We start from the raw sequence: 16,990 nt of genomic DNA on the forward strand, positions 1-16,990 counted from the left end.
TTTGATGACTTGTAATTTAAACTCTTTGGAATGTTTTGTGCGTTTCATGATGTCAACCTCCTTGGTACATTAAGCAGTATAATAAATTTTACTCTTACTGTCCAAGTTCATTTTGGGGCTAATAAGCTTTCGTCTACGCGTATCCCCATGGAGGAAATTTCAAATGACCTTTCTAAGAGCGGATACCAAAGAACAATATCTCCATTTAAGCTCCAATCATCGTAATCAGGAGAGCGCCCATCGTGCCTCTCTCCAGATAGTAAGTTACCGCCAATTTGCATAATAAAGACAGCACCAAACTCTTTAGTAATTTCATCTTCTCGTTGCTTTGGAGTTAAATTAGGATACAGGTCCTCGAGTTCTTGCGTCGTTATAAATTTAATATCCTCTGGCAGGATAGGCTCAAGTTGGGGATATAATTTATACAAGTAATTCTCGGTTGACTTTAATGCTTGATAAATCTTTTGAACTTCTGACTTTAAGGTTTTTAAGTTCCGCTGTTTATAAGTAATGACTTTCTCCCAATCCCACTGATCAACATACATGGAATGTAGGTTGTCTAAAATCTCATCTCGTCGAATCGCATTCATATCCGTATAAAGCCCTTCACCCACAGTAAACCCATATCGTGCAAGGGCCATTCTTTTCCATTTTGCCAAAGATTGAACTACTTCAATCGATGAATGTTTAACATCCATTGCATCAAAGGAAACAATACGCTTTTTTCTCTTTATTAGGTGAATACCTTGTTTACTGTATGATTGAATTTTGGAGGTTGCTATCAGCTTGTGCCTAAATGTGATTTCCAAACATATTAACATTTATCAATTTATTGGACATGACTCTATATATTTTTCATATACTATGTATCTGGCTCAAGCTAGAAGCAACATTTTAATCATTCCTTCAACTGGAAATATACGTAAAATTAGTGATGAGATTTAGATCAAAATTATTAAAGTCTTACATTTTACTGTTTTTTCTATTAGACATCAATGTTTGTATTCACAAGATCGGGAAGAACGCTCATGATTATGGGTGCTTTTTTAATTGAAATAAAAATGACTACTCAATAAACGAGCAGTCAATGGGACAGTACAAAGTTGGAATTAAACTGGCTTAGTTTTAACTAATATACCCTATGTATGTTATGCAGCAATATTACTGGTTGAATAGGTAAATCGGAGTAAGACTAATATATCTTTTTCTCGATGAGCCATCCGCAGTGAGGTTTATTTTGTTTATGGAGCTTTGCCCCAATAGTATTTTGTCCTGAACGATTGCCGGTATTTTTATGATTTTCCTAATGAAATTTCTTCATTTACAACATTCACAATACCTCACCATCCGAAAACTCTTCTATTCTTCTAATAAGTATGATGTGGACTAGTAGAAATGGGTAAATATACAATCAAAGCCTATAAATACAAACGGAAAAAAGGAGGTGTTAGGATCGTTGGCTTAATAATTAATTGAAAACCAAATTGGGATTCAATAAAAAAACAAAATGGAGGATCACAAATGAAACCCAAATCTGTTTCTGATCTATTGGAGGGAAACGAATTGATACCAACAGATCTTCAAGTAGTCATATTCGACCCGAAGGAAAATTGTACTTACGTTATGGCAAACGGAAAAGCAATCAAAATGGATGTTCCCCCTTCAGGATTAGGGAAACATATCATTACTTCGCAAGACGGGAAAGTCGTCTACTTGGTAAAAGATGAAAATAATATATAACCAGCTTATCAAACTCTTGTACAGAGTAGAGTGCACGAACTCACCATTCTGTGACACGGGTCTCAAGCCGTTTGAAAGTTTGCTAGCTTCTGTTCTTCTATATCTATAACAGTTAAAAAAACCTATAACCGTTAAAAAGTAACTCCTCTCTTGCAGGGAGTTACTTTTTTTGTATAAATTTGTCCATTCCATATATGAGTTCCAGGTCCATTTCTTGTACTTTCCTAAGAACCATGGTTTAGATGCTCAAGATTCCACTAGTATAATTAGCTGATCCAAAATCTTTTAATTTAATTGTCTTAATAATAATGACGTTTGTCCATACCACTGTTGTCTTTAGACAATATAATAAATTGTACTTATTAGATAATTCAAAATAAGAATGGTAAATCTAAATCCTTCATAAAAAATCAGCAAAGATAGGATGACAAGGCTTATGCAAACCATTGTATTTATTGAAACGAACAAACATGGATCCAGTAGAGAAGCATTAAAAGCGGCTGAAAGACTCGGTTATTTTACAGTGCTATTCACCAATAAACAAAGATTCATTCAACAAAGAACAGAATTTCCCGACGTCCATCAAATGATTTTAGTGGAATTATCCAATTATGATCAAATAAGAAAAAAACTCAACCAATTACAACAACAAGGTAAACATATAAAAGGCATTTTTAGTTTTGTCCATTCTTACGTTCATCTAGCAGCCGTCTTAGCGGAAGAATATTGTACAAGTATAGTCTCTACTGATTCCATTATAAAGATGGAAAATAAAGTTTTAACTCGTGAGCTTCTCAAAGGACACCCAAATTCTCCCCATTATGCCCTTTATAATCCAGATGATTTTTCTTTAGAGGAATTTATTGATCAAGCCAAGGACTATTTACCTCTTATAGTAAAGTGTCCCACATCTGCCGGCTCAAAAGATGTTATGTTAGTAAATAACGAGAACCAGTTAAAACTGGCAATTCAAGATTTACAAAAAAAACATGAACAGATTTTACTGGAAGAGTATCTAGACGGACCGCAATATTTAATTGAGGTTTTAGTACACAATGGAAAAGTTCATATTGTAACGGTCATCGAACAAGAGATTACCCTTTTTCAACGATTTATCGTAACTGGATATTGTTTACTGCCAAATATCACTCAGAGAATGTACAATCGTATTTTTGAGGCAGTAAGTTCCATTTTACAAGCTTTTCAGATGAGAAATGGTGCCTGTCACCTTGAAATGCGTTTAGTAGATGGGGTATGGAAGTTAATTGAAATTAATCCGAGAATCTCAGGTGGGGCGATGAATCGAATCATTGAAGTTGGATATGGAATTAATTTAGTAGAAGAAACGATTCAATTAATGTTAGGAAATGAGCCTAACCTTACGAAAAAACACAGTAAGTATGTATATGCACATTATTTAATCGTTGATTCAAAAGGGAAATTAATAAAGGTAACGGGGAAAGAACGCAGCTCTCAATATCCCAGTGTAGAAGAGGTTTATATAAAACCTCGAAAAGGACAGATCGTCCGTCCGCCGTTATCAATGGGAGATCGTTGCGGATACATTTTGACATCCTCAGATTATAAAATGGAAGCGAAAAGAATGGCCATAAGAGCAGCCAGCAATATCACCTTCTACCTTGACCCTCTTTAATTTCTGAGTGACAAATAGTGAGTATGATGTTCCTCGTAAGTTCTTAATGATTGAACAAAAATTAAAAGTGTATTTGGAGAGGTGAAAAGAAGTAAAATGACGCTCATTGGCATGCTTCATCATCGTAGAGATCCAAGTAAGGTAAGGAAAGCATATGCGTATGCTGCTGTGGCAAAAGCAGAAGGTGTAACCTTTTTTTACTTTACCCCAGGGAAAGTGAATATCAAACAGCAGATAATTTTAGGAAAAGCTTATGAAAATGGACAATGGATTGAAAAGGAATTTCCTTTCCCAGATGTCATTTATAATGCAAGTTATCCTGAAAGTGAGAAAACGAAACATATCTTTGATTATTTGTATGATAGGATTCCGTTTACAAGTCATTCGATCGGGGACAAATTAACCGTATATAACAGAATAAAAAAGGCAAATAAATTTAAACAATACCTTATTCCTTTTTATGAATTAACTAACGTACAGATTTTTATTGACATGGTTAAACGTTATCAAAAAGTGATTATCAAACCGTTATCCGGGCATCAAGGAGGCGGCGTTGTTTTCATTGAAAAAGAAGGTTCCAATCATTACAAAATGAATGATGCGGGATTAGAATCATCTATGAATGAAAAACAATTGTTAGACTGGTTATCCCCTAAGATCCAAGAACGAGATTACGTCGTTCAACAGTTTATTACTAGTCAAACAAAAGCTGGTCATGTTTTTGATTTCCGGTTGCATGTACAAAAAAATGGAGAAGGAAAATGGGTGATTACTTCAATCTATCCAAGGATCGGGCGTTTAGGGACCATAACTTCTAATATGGGGAGTGGTGGTTATAGTACTTACCTGGATACTTTTTTACAACACGAGTTCGGTGACTCCTGGTATGATATTCAAAGGTATCTTGAACAGTTTGCGCTCAGTTTTTCCAATCATTTTGATTCTTTATATGAAGATGAATTGGATGAACTAGGAATTGACGTCGGAATTGATGCCAACCAAAAACTATGGCTTTTTGAAGTGAATTGGAGACCCGGTCCGCCAAATATCTATAGTCTTGAATTAGATGTAGCCAAAAATACGATTTTATATGCTAAATATCTAGCTGATACAAATAAACGATAGACGGGAATTCATATAAAACACTAAATACCTTCAACATTTCATATCCCCCATTTTGTAATCATCATCGTGTCTATATAGTCCTCCCTACACATTAAGTTCGCTGTTATGGCGTCCTATTTTTTTCTTACCATACTGAAATCCCTAAAAAGGCAGCTTGCCGCTCATGAACTTCAGCAACAATTGGGTTGAAATTCATTAAAAGAAAGCTGCCTCTTTATGTGAAATTTTAACTTCTTAAATATTCGATAACATCATCGAAGTCCGAGTCATTCCCGCCCGTTTTGAAATAGACAATGTCATTCGGGAGTAAAAATGAATCAAAAAACCTCTTCATTTCATCTGCATCTGAAAAATGATAAACATGATCTGGACTTACTCCTGCCTCGATCGCTGGCTTCTGAAAATCCTTTGCAATAAACCCTTTGGTGATGAGTACATCAACCCCCGAAGCAGCGATTAGATGACCTGCCTTTTCATATTCTTCATCTGCATATTTTCCCAGTGATGCCATTCTTCCTAGAACAGCAATTTTTCTTTGGGATGGCAATGCTATCCTGCTTAATGTTTCTAAGCCTTTTCTTAAGGAAGCAGGATTTGACTTCCATGTATCATCCACCAGCGTAATTTGATTTCGTCCTTCCAATATTTGAAAATGGGATATCATATGATGATATGAGGATAATCTTTTTAAAGCATAGCCAATATCTACCCCTAACATGGTAGCTGCGGCTAATGAAGCAACTGCATTATAGACACTATGCTCCCCTAGACCCGGTATATAACCTTTATATTCCCTCTTCTTATATTCCATCCAAAAAGTCATGCCGGATGAATGATACTGAAACTTCTTAATTCTAAACCTAGCATTCTTGTTTTTTCCGAATGTAATTATCTTTCCCTTGAATTTAGAAGTATCGATGGAGGAGAGATAGAGGTCGTCCGAATTTAGGATAAGAATTCCCTTATTGTTCATCCCTTGCATGATTTTTGCCTTTTCTGCTAGATAATCATCAAAGGAGCGAATTTTATCCGTATGATCGACATCAATCATGGTCATAATCCCAATCGTCGGGTAAAAATACTTACAGGACTCCGTCATATCCCCTTTTTTAGATACGGCTGTTTCAAACACTGCCACATCTGTATTTTCATCTATTCCCATTAAGTAAGAAAGGTTATAATAATCAGCATTTTTACTGGATATGGTTGCCTGAACATTGTGTGTATCTTCTAAAATATGTTTTAACATTTCTTTCGTAGTAGACTTTCCACATGTACCCGTAATGGCGACTACCGGAATGTTAAACAGATGCCTGTAATACGAAGTGAATTTAAAGAAAGTGTCTTTGAGATCCTTTACCAGAATGACTTGCTCAGGATTTAATTTTTCCATATTAGAAAATGGTGTATCGGTAACGATGAATACATTCTTGTAATTCTTTATCCTTTCAACAGGCACTTCTCTATTGTTCCAACGAAAATATAACGTATGGCTCCTAATTTCAAATCTGTCATAAGTGACCGTCTTGATCCGTATTCCTTTGTGCTTTTCATTAGGCTGAATGTTCATGGCCGTTAAAATGTTCTCCAATAATAATGTCTTCAAAATGTCCCCCCTGAAGTTCCTTTTTTGAAAAAAGCATCTCCCCCAATAATCCTTTTCTATATGATAGCAGTGATTGAAACACTATGAATTCCCTAATGTATCATATGATGTGTCCCCTCTTGCAGGTGTGTGATAAATACACAGGAATCTTCCTACCTGGCTTCATATTTTTAATGTTTTCCGTTTTTCACATTGTTCTAATCTGATAGTCTGTGCCCATGCGTTTAAGGCTTTTATCAATTTCGCTTATAATATGCTTTCGGGAAAGTCCTTTACCATTGGGGCCATCATGCATCGAGAAAATAAACGTTTGTCGCAAGGACAAATTTCCCAACGATTTCCTCACTTGTACCTTCTGAAAAAAATTCCGCTGTATCAAAAAAATTGATTCCTAAATCAAGGGCTTTTTTAGGATAGGACGACTGTCCTCTTCATCAAGTGTCCATTTAGGATCATCACGGTCAGCTTCACCAAACTTTTTAATAATTTTTGCTAGAACAAACTTCGCACCTAAAGATTGCAAGTTTTTTTGCAGTAGCCCTTCCAATAGAAAAACCGCCTCTACAGAAGCAGTTTATTTTCTAAGGAATCATTATTTTCGTGCATCATTTTAAACATTATTGTTATCAATGAATTGAGCATCATTTTCAGTAGCAAACTCTTCAGTTACCTGGCTTACATTTTGTTCATGGTTGTTATTTTTGTCGGTGTGATTTAGGACAAATTTTGCGAAATTACCATTGTTAGGAGAAAAGTTTTTCTCTTGGCTCATGAGAAGCCCTCCTTGGTGTTAATAATCGATTGACTTAACTTAGGTAATAGAGAATTAGCTTTAAGAATTACATTGTTGATATGTCAATGACGAAACGATAGCGTACATCACTACGTAAAACACGCTCATATGCCTCATTTATTTGTTCAGCACGGATGATTTCAATCATAGGAGCTATACCGTGTTCAGCAGCAAAATCCAGCATCTCCTGTGTTTCACGAATTCCACCTACAAGTGACCCTGCAATGCTACGACGACCCATGATTAAAGAAAAAACATGATACTTATCTGCCTCAGCTGGAGCACCGACATTTACAAGTGTTCCATCTACCCGAAGCATAGATAAATACGCATCAACATCTAGATTTGCGGAAACCGTGTTTAATATTAGGTCAAATCGACCAGCCAACTCTTTAAATGTAGCAGGATCGCTGGTTGCATAATATTGATCCGCACCCAACTTTATTGCCTCATCTTTCTTTTTGGCTCAATGCAGTTACTTCGGCACCCATGGCATGTGCAAACTGAACAGCTACGTGTCCAAGGCCTCCAACCCCCACAATGGCAACCTTTTTACCTGAACCTATGTTCCAGTGTTTCAAGGGAGAGTATGTAGTGATACCTGCACACAATAACGGAGCTGCTACATCCAAATCTAGAGCATCTGGAATACGGACAACGAAATCTTCCTTTACTACGATTTTTTGGCTATATCCGCCGTAAGTTGGATTACCATCATAATCTAATGAATTATATGTGCCGATAACACCTTTCGTACAAAATTGCTCTTCACCGCTCTGGCAGTATTCGCATTCTCCGCATGAGTCAACAAAACAACCAACACCAACATGGTCCCCAACAGCAAATTTTGTAACTCTTGATCCCACTGCTGCCACGACTCCAGCAATTTCATGACCAGGAACCATTGGGAATATTCCACCGCCCCATTCATCATAGGCACTGTGAATGTCGGAGTGGCAAATACCACTAAATTTAATATCAATTAAAATGTCGTCAGGTCTAATTCTCTTCAATGGTAGTGCGTTCGAAAGGTGCTTTTGCCTTTGGAGCGCTAAGAACACCCGTTGTAGTTGTGTTTTTTTGATTATTAGACATAAAAGACAACACAATCCTTTCTAGTTAACACTGAATGGTTCCGATGAACATTAATTGAATCTCACATATCTAGGTACCTATACACAAAAAGGTCCTTATGCAATTCTTCAATACTTATCCCTTTATTTATTGCTGCCTTTTCTATGAGGTCATATCTAGCCTTTTTCAATTCTTTTTATTTCACGATTTGACGCTTCCATTGTACTGGGATCGGCTTTTTTCTTTGGGAACAAACTTAGAAAAAGTAAGATTTTCTCCCAAATAGTAAGCGTTTTTAGAAGTTTTTATGTGAGAAATCCTTTCATAATTACAGAAATACTGGAAATGATATGCGATACTGGCTGTAGAGAAATAAAGCTGTATCCCATTGTTAAAAAACTAACAATCTATGGGGACATTATTCCTTAACCAGGAGGTGGGCCGAATGGTTCGTACAATTGCTCAGTTCCTCACAATATTGCTCATTTATTTACTCGGAGACAGGCTCGTTGCATGGCTGAGTCTTCCTGTCCCTGGAAGCATAGTAGGTATGGCTCTCTTATTCATTGCCTTGGTGTCAGGCGTGTGTAAGCTTAAATGGGTCGAAACAGCCGCACAGCTCCATATCAAACATATAACGCTGCTCTTTATTCCTTTTATTGTAGGTGTTTCGCATTATGCAGGCATTTTTAGAGTGGAAGGAATAAAATTAGCGATTATCCTGGCAGCAAGCAGCCTGGTTGTTCTTCTTGTCACTGCTTTTATTGCGGAGTATTTCGAAACTAAAAGAAAAAGGAGCAAACAAAATGGAAACAATGATTACTAATATATTGTTTTGTACCGTCCTCACTGTTTTAAGTTATGCAGCAGGAAATAAGGTGTTTAAAAAGTATAAAAAGGCATGGTTAAATCCGTTATATACGGTTTCGGTTTTCATCATTGGTTTATTGACACTTTCTCATATCAATATTTCCCAATATTCATCAGGTACAGGAATATTTATGCTTTTATTAGGAACTTCCACTGTGTCTCTTGCTGTTCCTCTATATAAACATATAAGAATGATAAAAAAACATTTTGTCCTTATATTCACCGCGGTTATGCCCGGTACCTTATTAGGTGTCATCTCTATTGTCGTACTGGCAAAGTTTTTACACATGAACAAGGAATTGATGTTTTCACTTATTCCAAAATCGGTTACGGCTCCGATTGCCCTGTCGGTATCACAGTCATTAGGAGGAATTCCGTCATTGACCATTTTGTTTGTTTGTGTATCAGCGATTTTTTCGTTAGTTATTGGGCCGTTTCTCTTAAGATTTGTAAGGATTAGAAGCCGGATTGCAATGGGATTAGCGTTAGGAACCTCAGCACAGGCAATTGGCGCCAACCGTGCGTTTGAATGGGGAGAATTAGAAGGAGCCATGGGGAGCATTGCCATGATTACTTCTGCTTTATTCATGTCAATCTTTACCCCACTATTGCTTCTGCTTTACCTTTTTAAATGACAATGTAACCCCTGGTTTTGATCTATTTTGGTTTTTAAACATATTAAGCTACAGCTTCAACTGTTACTGTACCCAAGTGTCTCTAATTGTTTAATAGATTGCTTAATCACTATATCTTTCTTTCGTCGGTCAAAGTAATCACCGATGTTATTATCCAAAAGTGATTCGCCTTTTGATGAAGATCAATATATAACCGAATTGAAATTAGACGGGATACCGTTAATCCTACCCAAGTTTAATAACACTATAAAACTTTACACTCGGCATAATAACGAAGTAACTTCTAAGTTTCCAGAGCTTCTTAATCTTGATATTCCGGACGGGCACAGTATTGGATGGGGAAATCATTGTGACCGATTCACAAGGTAAACCTGACTTCGAGGCCATCATGGAAAAATTCCAATCCTGCAAATCTAATCATAGAATCCAATATTGTGTGTTTGACATCATTTATTTTGAAGGAAAAAAACTAACTTTGCCTTTGTATGAACGAAAAGAGCTGCTTGATTCCATTCTTGATCAAACTGAAACCGTGGTTAAGATTCATTGGATGTACGGCAATGGGGAGGCTTATTTCGATTTAGTCAAACAACAGGGATAGAAGGAATTGTTTTAAAAAGGGCAGCTTCAAAATACCAGGTTAATAAACGCTCTAACGATTGGTTAAAAGTCATCAACTATCAGTATACGGATGCTGTTATAACAGGATTAAGGAAAGATGATTTCGGCTTACTGCTGGCAGTGGAGGAGGATGGCCAACTTAAACCAGGAGGAATCCTGGAATTTATGGTTCCTGAAGCTAAAAAAGTGTTTTTTAAACAGTATCAGGAGCTATTTAGGGACGAAAATAAGAAGTTCATATTATTAGAGCCGGAACTAAAGTGCAGGGTTAAATTTAGGAATTACACAAAAGCAGGATTGTTAAGGATTCCTTCTTTTGTAAAATATATATCTTAAAGAGTCTATCCAATGTGATAGGCTTTTTTTGTGTATAAAATACAGGTTATTACGTTCTATTGTCGAAATCTCCCATCAAGGAAGGGATAAGGTAATGAATGTTCAATTCTGGTATCGGATTCAATATTAAAAGAAACAGAGGTAAAGGACAAAAATAAGTATCATAAAAAGGTTAGCAAAAGCACTAGTGTTATGATTAAAAATCAAATGGACATCCTAGAAGATTATCGCATGGTATGGGAATATAAGGATGTTGGAAGAAAAAATATCAGTAAAAGTCGAAACCTGGTTTAAATAATTTGATGGTTTTATGAAGGACATGAATTAAAATAAACGTCGTCAATTATTGACAATTTTTTCTCAGTAAAAAAGAAAAAAACCTTGCTCTGGGCAGGTTCATGCCTAAACTAATCAAACGATTAATTAGTTTTAATTGATAGGGTATTTTATTGGGATTTGTCAGGTTCTTAGTGAAGTAAGTACCAATACTAGGCTATCAACCCGTTCTTCGTCAATGTTCGCCTTATGTAAGAGAAGAGATGTTATTATTCATAGGTTTTTCTCCAATTTAATTAAACGTTTAATTAACTGACAAAAAATTTGTTTGCCAATCGATACAATCCTTATACTATAGGGCTTTACAGCAAAATTAATCAAACGTTTAATTAATTTTTATGAGAGTGTTTTTTGTGGGATTTTGTCGGTTCGTTTGCCTATTATAAGATATTTTTCCTGACAACCAACTACACCATGGCCACGAACACAACCCTCGGTCTCTGGTGTGGTGGGAGAAAAATGTTAGATAAAAAAATGACCACTCATTTTATTTGAGTAGTCAAAGGTAAAACAAAAGGACAAGATTTATAGTACGTTCATTAAGGCTCTTCTATGACTAATATACCCAATATATGTTATGCATTAAAATACAGTTGAATGAGTGAGTTGGAACAAGGCTGAAATTTATCTTGGTGGGCAGCCATTTTTGAGTGTGAGGTTTAAAGCCTTGATATATGATTTTTTCTGCTCATAGTCTACCAGAGAAAATTCTATTAAATGGGATCCCTATCCTGAACAGGTTGCTAAAACAGCTGAATTAATAGCTACTAAAGCCAACATAAAAAGTTATACAGTCGGTTGGCAAAGTGCAGGTAGGACTGAAGAATCTTGGCTTCGGTCCGGATGTCCGAGAACTTACGAAGGGACTATACCAACAACATGGTTATACATCATTTATAAACTGTCCTATCGCCTTTGTAGCCGAACATTTAGAGGTCTTGTATGATATTGATTATGAGTGTAAAGTAGTAACGGATCAGTTAGGTGTGAACTATTTTTTTGGTCTCTATCAGATAGCTTATTTCAAATAGAGTTATGTATACTGGATCTTTAATTACTTTTGTTATGTAAAGTAAAAAGAACCAGTCATATGAAGCCGCCTCCGTTAATATAGATAGTAAGAAATAGGAGGGGTGCAAAACTATGGAAAATGTTTTATTTGAACAATGTAAACATAATCAGTTAGAAGAACTTTGTGAAGAGTGTACTCCAAAAAAAAACGAGGAGAATTTTGATATTTCTGAATATGATTATAATAAAAGATTGTGGTTTTAATATAAAGAGAGCATTCTTTTAGTTTGGCTATATATAGAATTCTCACAAAAAAATTTGGAGTGTGAAATATTATATATAGGACAAGCATACGGGAAAACCTTACTTAATATATAATGTATATAATATGTCCAGTTAAAAGAATACACTTTCTATGTAATTGTCAAATAGCCCCCACCTTTATTCAGATGGGGGCTATTCTACAGTTGTAATTCAACTAAATAAATTCAAAACTCTTTCAATAATCTAGTCTATACTCGGCAATTGAGGTTAACTTTTAATCCCTACAGAGAAAAGGTGTCAAATTATTTGACCCTTTTTACAAATCCTTTCTCTGGATAGGAATATATGGTATGTCAACACTAAATCAAACATTTTTTTTAAGGGCTAAGTTTCGATAAGTCACCGGACTTAAGTAGTCAAGTGTGCTGTGCGAACGGATATTATTGTACCAATTAACATAATCAAAAAGTTCAAGAGAGAGTTGTTCAAGGGTAAGAAAGTGCGTACCGTTGATTAATTCTGTTTTTAGTATCTTAAATGTAGCTTCTGCCACCGCATTATCATAAGGGTTCCCTTTTTGGCTTAGAGAGCGTGTAATCTGAAATTCATTTAATAATTCATCAATATCAACATTCTTAAATTCAGATCCACGATCTGTATGAAATATTTTCACATTTTCTAATGGACGTTTGACCGATGCGAAGGCACGCTGAACTAAAGCTGCATCTTTGCGCTCTCCAGCGCTGTAACCAACTATTTCTCTATTATATAAATCTACACTTATGAATATCATTTGGAAACTGTTTAGCTAATTTTATTTTTAAATCCCCGTAACTTCTTGCGTCCTCTGGGTTATTAATTAAGTATTCCTTGAAATCTAAATGTATCCTAATATTTTCATTTCCCTCTTGATAGAAATGTATGTGGTGGGTCCTTCTTTCCTTACCCTTTGGAAAATACCTTCTACCTAAAATGCCATTTTCACCTCTGGGTTCATAACCTATTGAAGACATTTTATCGTTGTATAAATGAACTTTCTCAATATCTTTTACAATAATCAAGATGTCTACAATCGGTTTAGCAAAACCAATGGTCGGTACAGATGTACTCCCTATATGATAAATTCCAAGCAATTCATCTTTAAAAATTTCTTTAAGTATACTTTCTTCTTTATAATATTGTTTTACCCAATCCTCTGTCCAAGGAAGTATTTCAGTTTTTCTCATCGGCACCCCCCCTTAATAAAATCTTAAACTTAAAATTCAATTTTATTTTGGTGATTCCTTCTTTCGCTAAACTGCAAGTTAGTCGAATAAGAAAAATGACCGCCACAGTGATCATTATGATATCAAAGAATATATCCCATACATCCTCCAATTGTCTTTTAAAAGCTATCGCTTCATAATCACAGTTATCATCGTAGTAACCTAAATGCAGATGATATTTATCATCATACAAAATATCCATTCAGCCCTCTTTTCATTATCTAAAATTATCAATTCGGCAGTTGAATCGAATTCCCTTCTTCAAGTAAACTGCCAGGTTACCTCAATAAGAAAAGCCGCCTAAATGGCAGTTGGATCTTCAACTTTTGCACCCCTTTAGTGTAAGTACATCTTTTCACATAAATCTAAAGCAATCCCAAACTTAAAACCTGCAAATTTAGCTTATCAAATACATTTCATTAAGTCCTTTTTTCGGTGAGCACATGAAACTGGACACATTTTAAAGAATCCAGCTGCAACAATATATTATGTGTGCTAGTTTGAATACCCTCTCTTTAACTTTAGTAATGAAAAGAAGCCAAAACTATGCTACTCTGTATAAAAAGTTGCATAATATCGGCTCTAAGGATTATAAACGTTATAGAAGATTAGCTGTTCGTTACATTAACAGAGCCTTTCTAATTAAAAATTATTGGAAAAGTAAATGTAACGAAAGCTGCCCAAAGTCCGTAGACCGGCAAATACTTAGTAATGGCATCTTGGATAGTTGAAGGTCCGGATTTGTTTTGTAGAAAACGCTTATAGGAGAGCATTATCCAAATTAGATTTGCCCAGATAAGTATGTTTACTCCTAAAACAGCAAGTCTATTAGGAGTAATCCCATAAGAAGAAAGCCTGAACACGATGGCTGACAAAGCCACACTGTCAATAATAAGCGCAAGAATAATTAAGGCAAAATTTATATAATCTGATATGTTCTTTTTCTCGTCTGAGTCGCTTTCGGTAATGGAAAATATGGTAACGGCCAATACACCAAGAAGTATTCCGTTGAAGGCTATCAGGAAATTGCGGTCTAAGAATGGATTTTTTCCGACCCATATAACCGTTATAAGATAGACCAACAATGTGACCAGGACAAGAGGACTAAAAATTTTAGCTATATATGGTGTAATATTCTTAGCAAGTTTAAGATTCATTGATACTAGGTATGCAGCCACAATAGCGAGAGCGGCAGCACCAAATAAAACGACATTACTAAAATAGAAGTCTTCTATGTCTAAGCCAACAAAGCTAAATAACTGCATGGTTAATGCTGCTAGCACCATTCCGCTAACTGCCATGCTGGCGTAGAGAATACAATATTCCAAATTAAATTTAATAAAGGCTAATCTTGCACTGCCTTTTGAATATTCATTTCCTGTAAATGCAAGCCCTACCAATACCCATAAGAATATGGGAAGATGTAAATAAGCAAGGATAATACTGTCTTTATTAGACAATGGCAGCATATTAAGATAAAAACCGGAAATTAGGTAAAACGCTGCAAGGGAATAAATAACACTCTTTTTCGGAGTATTATTGTGAACAAAATAGGCAGCAATAAAGGGAATTATACCAAAAGCCAGGTTAATTGGAGCAATTGCTTCCTGTTCGACAAAATGGAAAATGATCCTGGTGCTTATCCCGGCCAGAAGGGCTAAAATGCACATAAATAAGAAACCTTTTTGAAGCAAGGAAGATTTTTCTGTATTTGCCGTCTCCTTGAAATGCAATCTTTCAAACCAAACGCCAAGAACCTGAGAATCAGGATTTTGTTCCCATGCGTGTGAGAATGACTTTATAAAAGCTTTGGGGTCTTTTCTATACATTCTCTCCAGCTCATGAGGGTTAGCAATATTTTCAATAATCAAATTGTTAATGTCCATGGTTATACCTCCCCTAATAATTGTTAATAAGTTTCCTCCACAATGTTTAACTGTCTTCGTCACTTTTGTATTCTAAAATATCTCCAGGCTGACAATCTAAAGCCTTACAAATCGCCTCTAGAGTTGATAATCGAATTGCTTTTGCCTTTCCATTTTTCAATATAGAAAGGTTCGCCATTGTGATTCCAACCTTCTCCGAAAGTTCTGTTACGCTCATTTTCCTTTTTGCTATCATAACATCAATATTGATTATAATTGGCATTGTTATTCACCTCAGACAGTTAAATCATTTTCTGATTTTATTTCAATTGCTTCTTGTAAAAGTTTTTGGAGAACCGCCGCAAAGACTGCGATAACCATCGAAGCAAAAGGAACTACCAATCCGACAAAGATAACTCCTGGTGCGTCATCTACTTCCGCAAAGATATAGAAGAGCGGCCAAACTAGCACATGCAAAATACTGATTGTGATTGCACAGTATTTGATTTTCTTTAAAGCTTTTACAGATAAATTTGAGAAAGCTTTTTTTTTGTCAATATAGCCTAAAAGTTTGTAAGCCTGATACAAAGCAAAGTAAAAAGGTATCGCCGATGCATCAAAAACGATGAAAACGAGATATTTTATAAAAGCAAACTCTGGAAGCAATTTTGCTGCAAGATTCGCCATCTCAGGCACCAAAAAGATGCACAGAGCAAGAACTGGGACTCCTAAAAGAATAACAGCTATTTTTAAAAAAAACGTTGTTACTTTTTCCATAAAAAGCACCTCACTTATTTATTCTGATTTTGATTTTAATATATAATTTATTGATTATCAATAAATTTTTATTAATTTTTATAACATTTTTATTGTTGGTTTTGTTTTTAAGCAAAAATAAAAAGCATTCCTCATTCAAAGAAATGCTCTATAACTTTAAACCATAAAATTTATTACTTGTACAGCTAACCTGTCTTGTTAATATAATAACTTCTAAAAAAGCATCACTTCCTTTTTGAAGTAATGCCCCTTTTAGTTCAACAACAAAAAGTATTATTACCCTATTACTTTTCCCAAAGCTCTATACGTCTTCCTTCTGGATCTTCAATCCAAATAAACTTTCCATATTCATTAATCGTCTTTTCCATAACAAGGGGAACACCCATTTTTTCTAGATGATTGATACTGTCATCCAAATTTTCAACTTGAAAGTTTAACATCACTTGCTGTTCTGTTGGAAAATAGTGGTCATTTTCAGAAAAGAAGGAAAAGATAGTTTCATTGCCTGGTTGTGGTGTAATAATAGTACCATTCCAATTTTCTATTTCAATCTTTAGCACTTCACTGTACCATTTTTTTATATGCTCTAGATTTTTAGTCCTCCAAAAGATTCCTCCAAAACCCTTTATTATCATAAGAATCCCCTACCTATCCTAAATATTAGTTATTAATTTAAATTCTAGTTTTGAAAGCAATTTCCTTCTTTCACTAAACTGCCTTGTTGATACAATAAGCACAATTTGAAAATTATGTATAAATTTAAGTGTCTATACAATTTCATTTTGAGTAATGATCAAAATGATTAATAAACATACATCATTTAAATGCCAGAAAGATCATGTGCAACACCATTATATAACGAATATATAATTAATAATAATAGCTATAATATAATTACTCAACTTTCGCAGACTGAAATAGGCAGGTATGCCTTGATATAGTTAGGCAAGCCCGCAATCCATTGCTCTAGTTGACTTTTAATTAATTTTTGAATCTTTTTGTTACTCTCTTTAAGGGT

General features: G+C 35.2%; 14 protein-coding genes and 6 pseudogenes. 8 read left to right on the forward strand and 12 right to left on the reverse strand.

Annotation, left to right across the window (positions count from 1 at the left end):
- Positions 1-119: 119 nt before the first annotated feature.
- A pseudogene (locus M3226_RS30325) lies at positions 120-713 on the reverse strand (aspartate--ammonia ligase); the annotation flags it as partial.
- An 808-nt stretch (positions 714-1,521) separates the two neighbouring features.
- Here M3226_RS30325 and M3226_RS30330 point away from each other — a divergent pair.
- From M3226_RS30330 to M3226_RS30340, 3 genes are all read left to right on the forward strand, one after another.
- Entirely contained in the window at positions 1,522-1,740 is a 219-nt protein-coding gene (locus M3226_RS30330) for a hypothetical protein (RefSeq protein ID WP_251573099.1), read from the forward strand.
- Positions 1,741-2,176: 436 nt separating this feature from the next.
- The gene (locus tag M3226_RS30335) at positions 2,177-3,394 is read left to right on the forward strand and encodes an ATP-grasp domain-containing protein (protein WP_251573101.1); all 1,218 of its coding nucleotides are present in this window, start codon (positions 2,177-2,179) and stop codon (positions 3,392-3,394) included.
- Positions 3,395-3,490: 96 nt separating this feature from the next.
- The gene (locus M3226_RS30340; protein WP_251573120.1) at positions 3,491-4,519 is read left to right on the forward strand and encodes a YheC/YheD family endospore coat-associated protein; all 1,029 of its coding nucleotides are present in this window, start codon (positions 3,491-3,493) and stop codon (positions 4,517-4,519) included.
- Between the two features lie 226 nt (positions 4,520-4,745).
- Here the strand turns inward: M3226_RS30340 and M3226_RS30345 are convergent, their stop codons facing one another.
- The 4 genes and pseudogenes from M3226_RS30345 to M3226_RS30360 all read right to left on the reverse strand — a co-directional run bounded on the left by M3226_RS30345 (position 4,746) and on the right by M3226_RS30360 (position 8,013).
- Positions 4,746-6,125: a UDP-N-acetylmuramoyl-tripeptide--D-alanyl-D-alanine ligase gene (locus M3226_RS30345; RefSeq protein WP_251573103.1), complete on the reverse strand. Its 1,380-nt coding sequence runs from the start codon at positions 6,123-6,125 to the stop codon at positions 4,746-4,748.
- Between the two features lie 205 nt (positions 6,126-6,330).
- Positions 6,331-6,600: pseudogene (locus M3226_RS30350) on the reverse strand (aldo/keto reductase); the annotation flags it as partial.
- A 135-nt stretch (positions 6,601-6,735) separates the two neighbouring features.
- Entirely contained in the window at positions 6,736-6,897 is a 162-nt protein-coding gene (locus tag M3226_RS30355; protein WP_251573105.1) for a hypothetical protein, read from the reverse strand.
- Positions 6,898-6,964: 67 nt separating this feature from the next.
- A pseudogene (locus M3226_RS30360) lies at positions 6,965-8,013 on the reverse strand (NAD(P)-dependent alcohol dehydrogenase).
- A 424-nt stretch (positions 8,014-8,437) separates the two neighbouring features.
- Here M3226_RS30360 and M3226_RS30365 point away from each other — a divergent pair.
- The 5 genes and pseudogenes from M3226_RS30365 to M3226_RS32430 all read left to right on the forward strand — a co-directional run bounded on the left by M3226_RS30365 (position 8,438) and on the right by M3226_RS32430 (position 12,065).
- Positions 8,438-8,818 carry a CidA/LrgA family protein gene (locus tag M3226_RS30365; protein WP_251573107.1) on the forward strand — a complete coding sequence of 127 codons (381 nt, stop codon included), beginning with the start codon at positions 8,438-8,440 and terminating at the stop codon, positions 8,816-8,818.
- Positions 8,799-9,497 (forward strand): LrgB family protein, encoded by a 699-nt coding sequence (locus M3226_RS30370; protein WP_251573109.1) that lies wholly within the window; start codon positions 8,799-8,801, stop codon positions 9,495-9,497. Before M3226_RS30365 ends, M3226_RS30370 begins: the two co-directional genes overlap by 20 nt.
- Positions 9,498-9,641: 144 nt before the next feature.
- Positions 9,642-10,454 (forward strand): annotated as a pseudogene (locus M3226_RS30375) (ATP-dependent DNA ligase).
- Between the two features lie 1,010 nt (positions 10,455-11,464).
- Positions 11,465-11,788 (forward strand): annotated as a pseudogene (locus M3226_RS30380) (ferrochelatase); the annotation flags it as partial.
- Positions 11,789-11,933: 145 nt separating this feature from the next.
- Positions 11,934-12,065, forward strand: coding sequence for a hypothetical protein (locus M3226_RS32430; protein ID WP_285858065.1), 132 nt, complete (start codon positions 11,934-11,936; stop codon positions 12,063-12,065).
- A gap of 364 nt (positions 12,066-12,429) precedes the next feature.
- Here M3226_RS32430 and M3226_RS30385 read toward each other — a convergent pair.
- The 7 genes and pseudogenes from M3226_RS30385 to M3226_RS30415 form a co-directional block, all read right to left on the reverse strand.
- Positions 12,430-12,855, reverse strand: a pseudogene (locus M3226_RS30385) (IS3 family transposase); the annotation flags it as partial.
- Positions 12,830-13,291, reverse strand: a complete 462-nt coding sequence (locus M3226_RS30390; RefSeq protein ID WP_251573111.1) for a GrpB family protein — start codon at positions 13,289-13,291, stop codon at positions 12,830-12,832. The gene M3226_RS30390 and the pseudogene M3226_RS30385, both read right to left, overlap by 26 nt.
- On the reverse strand, positions 13,278-13,532 hold the full coding sequence (locus tag M3226_RS30395) for a DUF3986 family protein (RefSeq protein ID WP_251573113.1): 255 nt from the start codon (positions 13,530-13,532) through the stop codon (positions 13,278-13,280). The genes M3226_RS30390 and M3226_RS30395 overlap by 14 nt, the downstream gene beginning before the upstream one ends.
- A gap of 436 nt (positions 13,533-13,968) precedes the next feature.
- Positions 13,969-15,216 carry a DUF4153 domain-containing protein gene (locus M3226_RS30400; RefSeq protein WP_251573115.1) on the reverse strand — a complete coding sequence of 416 codons (1,248 nt, stop codon included), beginning with the start codon at positions 15,214-15,216 and terminating at the stop codon, positions 13,969-13,971.
- Positions 15,217-15,262: 46 nt separating this feature from the next.
- On the reverse strand, positions 15,263-15,478 hold the full coding sequence (locus M3226_RS30405) for a helix-turn-helix domain-containing protein (RefSeq protein ID WP_251573117.1): 216 nt from the start codon (positions 15,476-15,478) through the stop codon (positions 15,263-15,265).
- An 11-nt stretch (positions 15,479-15,489) separates the two neighbouring features.
- On the reverse strand, positions 15,490-15,972 hold the full coding sequence (locus M3226_RS30410) for a DUF2975 domain-containing protein (protein ID WP_251573118.1): 483 nt from the start codon (positions 15,970-15,972) through the stop codon (positions 15,490-15,492).
- 284 nt (positions 15,973-16,256) lie between these two features.
- Positions 16,257-16,604, reverse strand: a complete 348-nt coding sequence (locus tag M3226_RS30415; RefSeq protein ID WP_251573122.1) for a VOC family protein — start codon at positions 16,602-16,604, stop codon at positions 16,257-16,259.
- Positions 16,605-16,990 lie beyond the last annotated feature (386 nt).

The organism is Neobacillus cucumis (assembly GCF_023715505.1).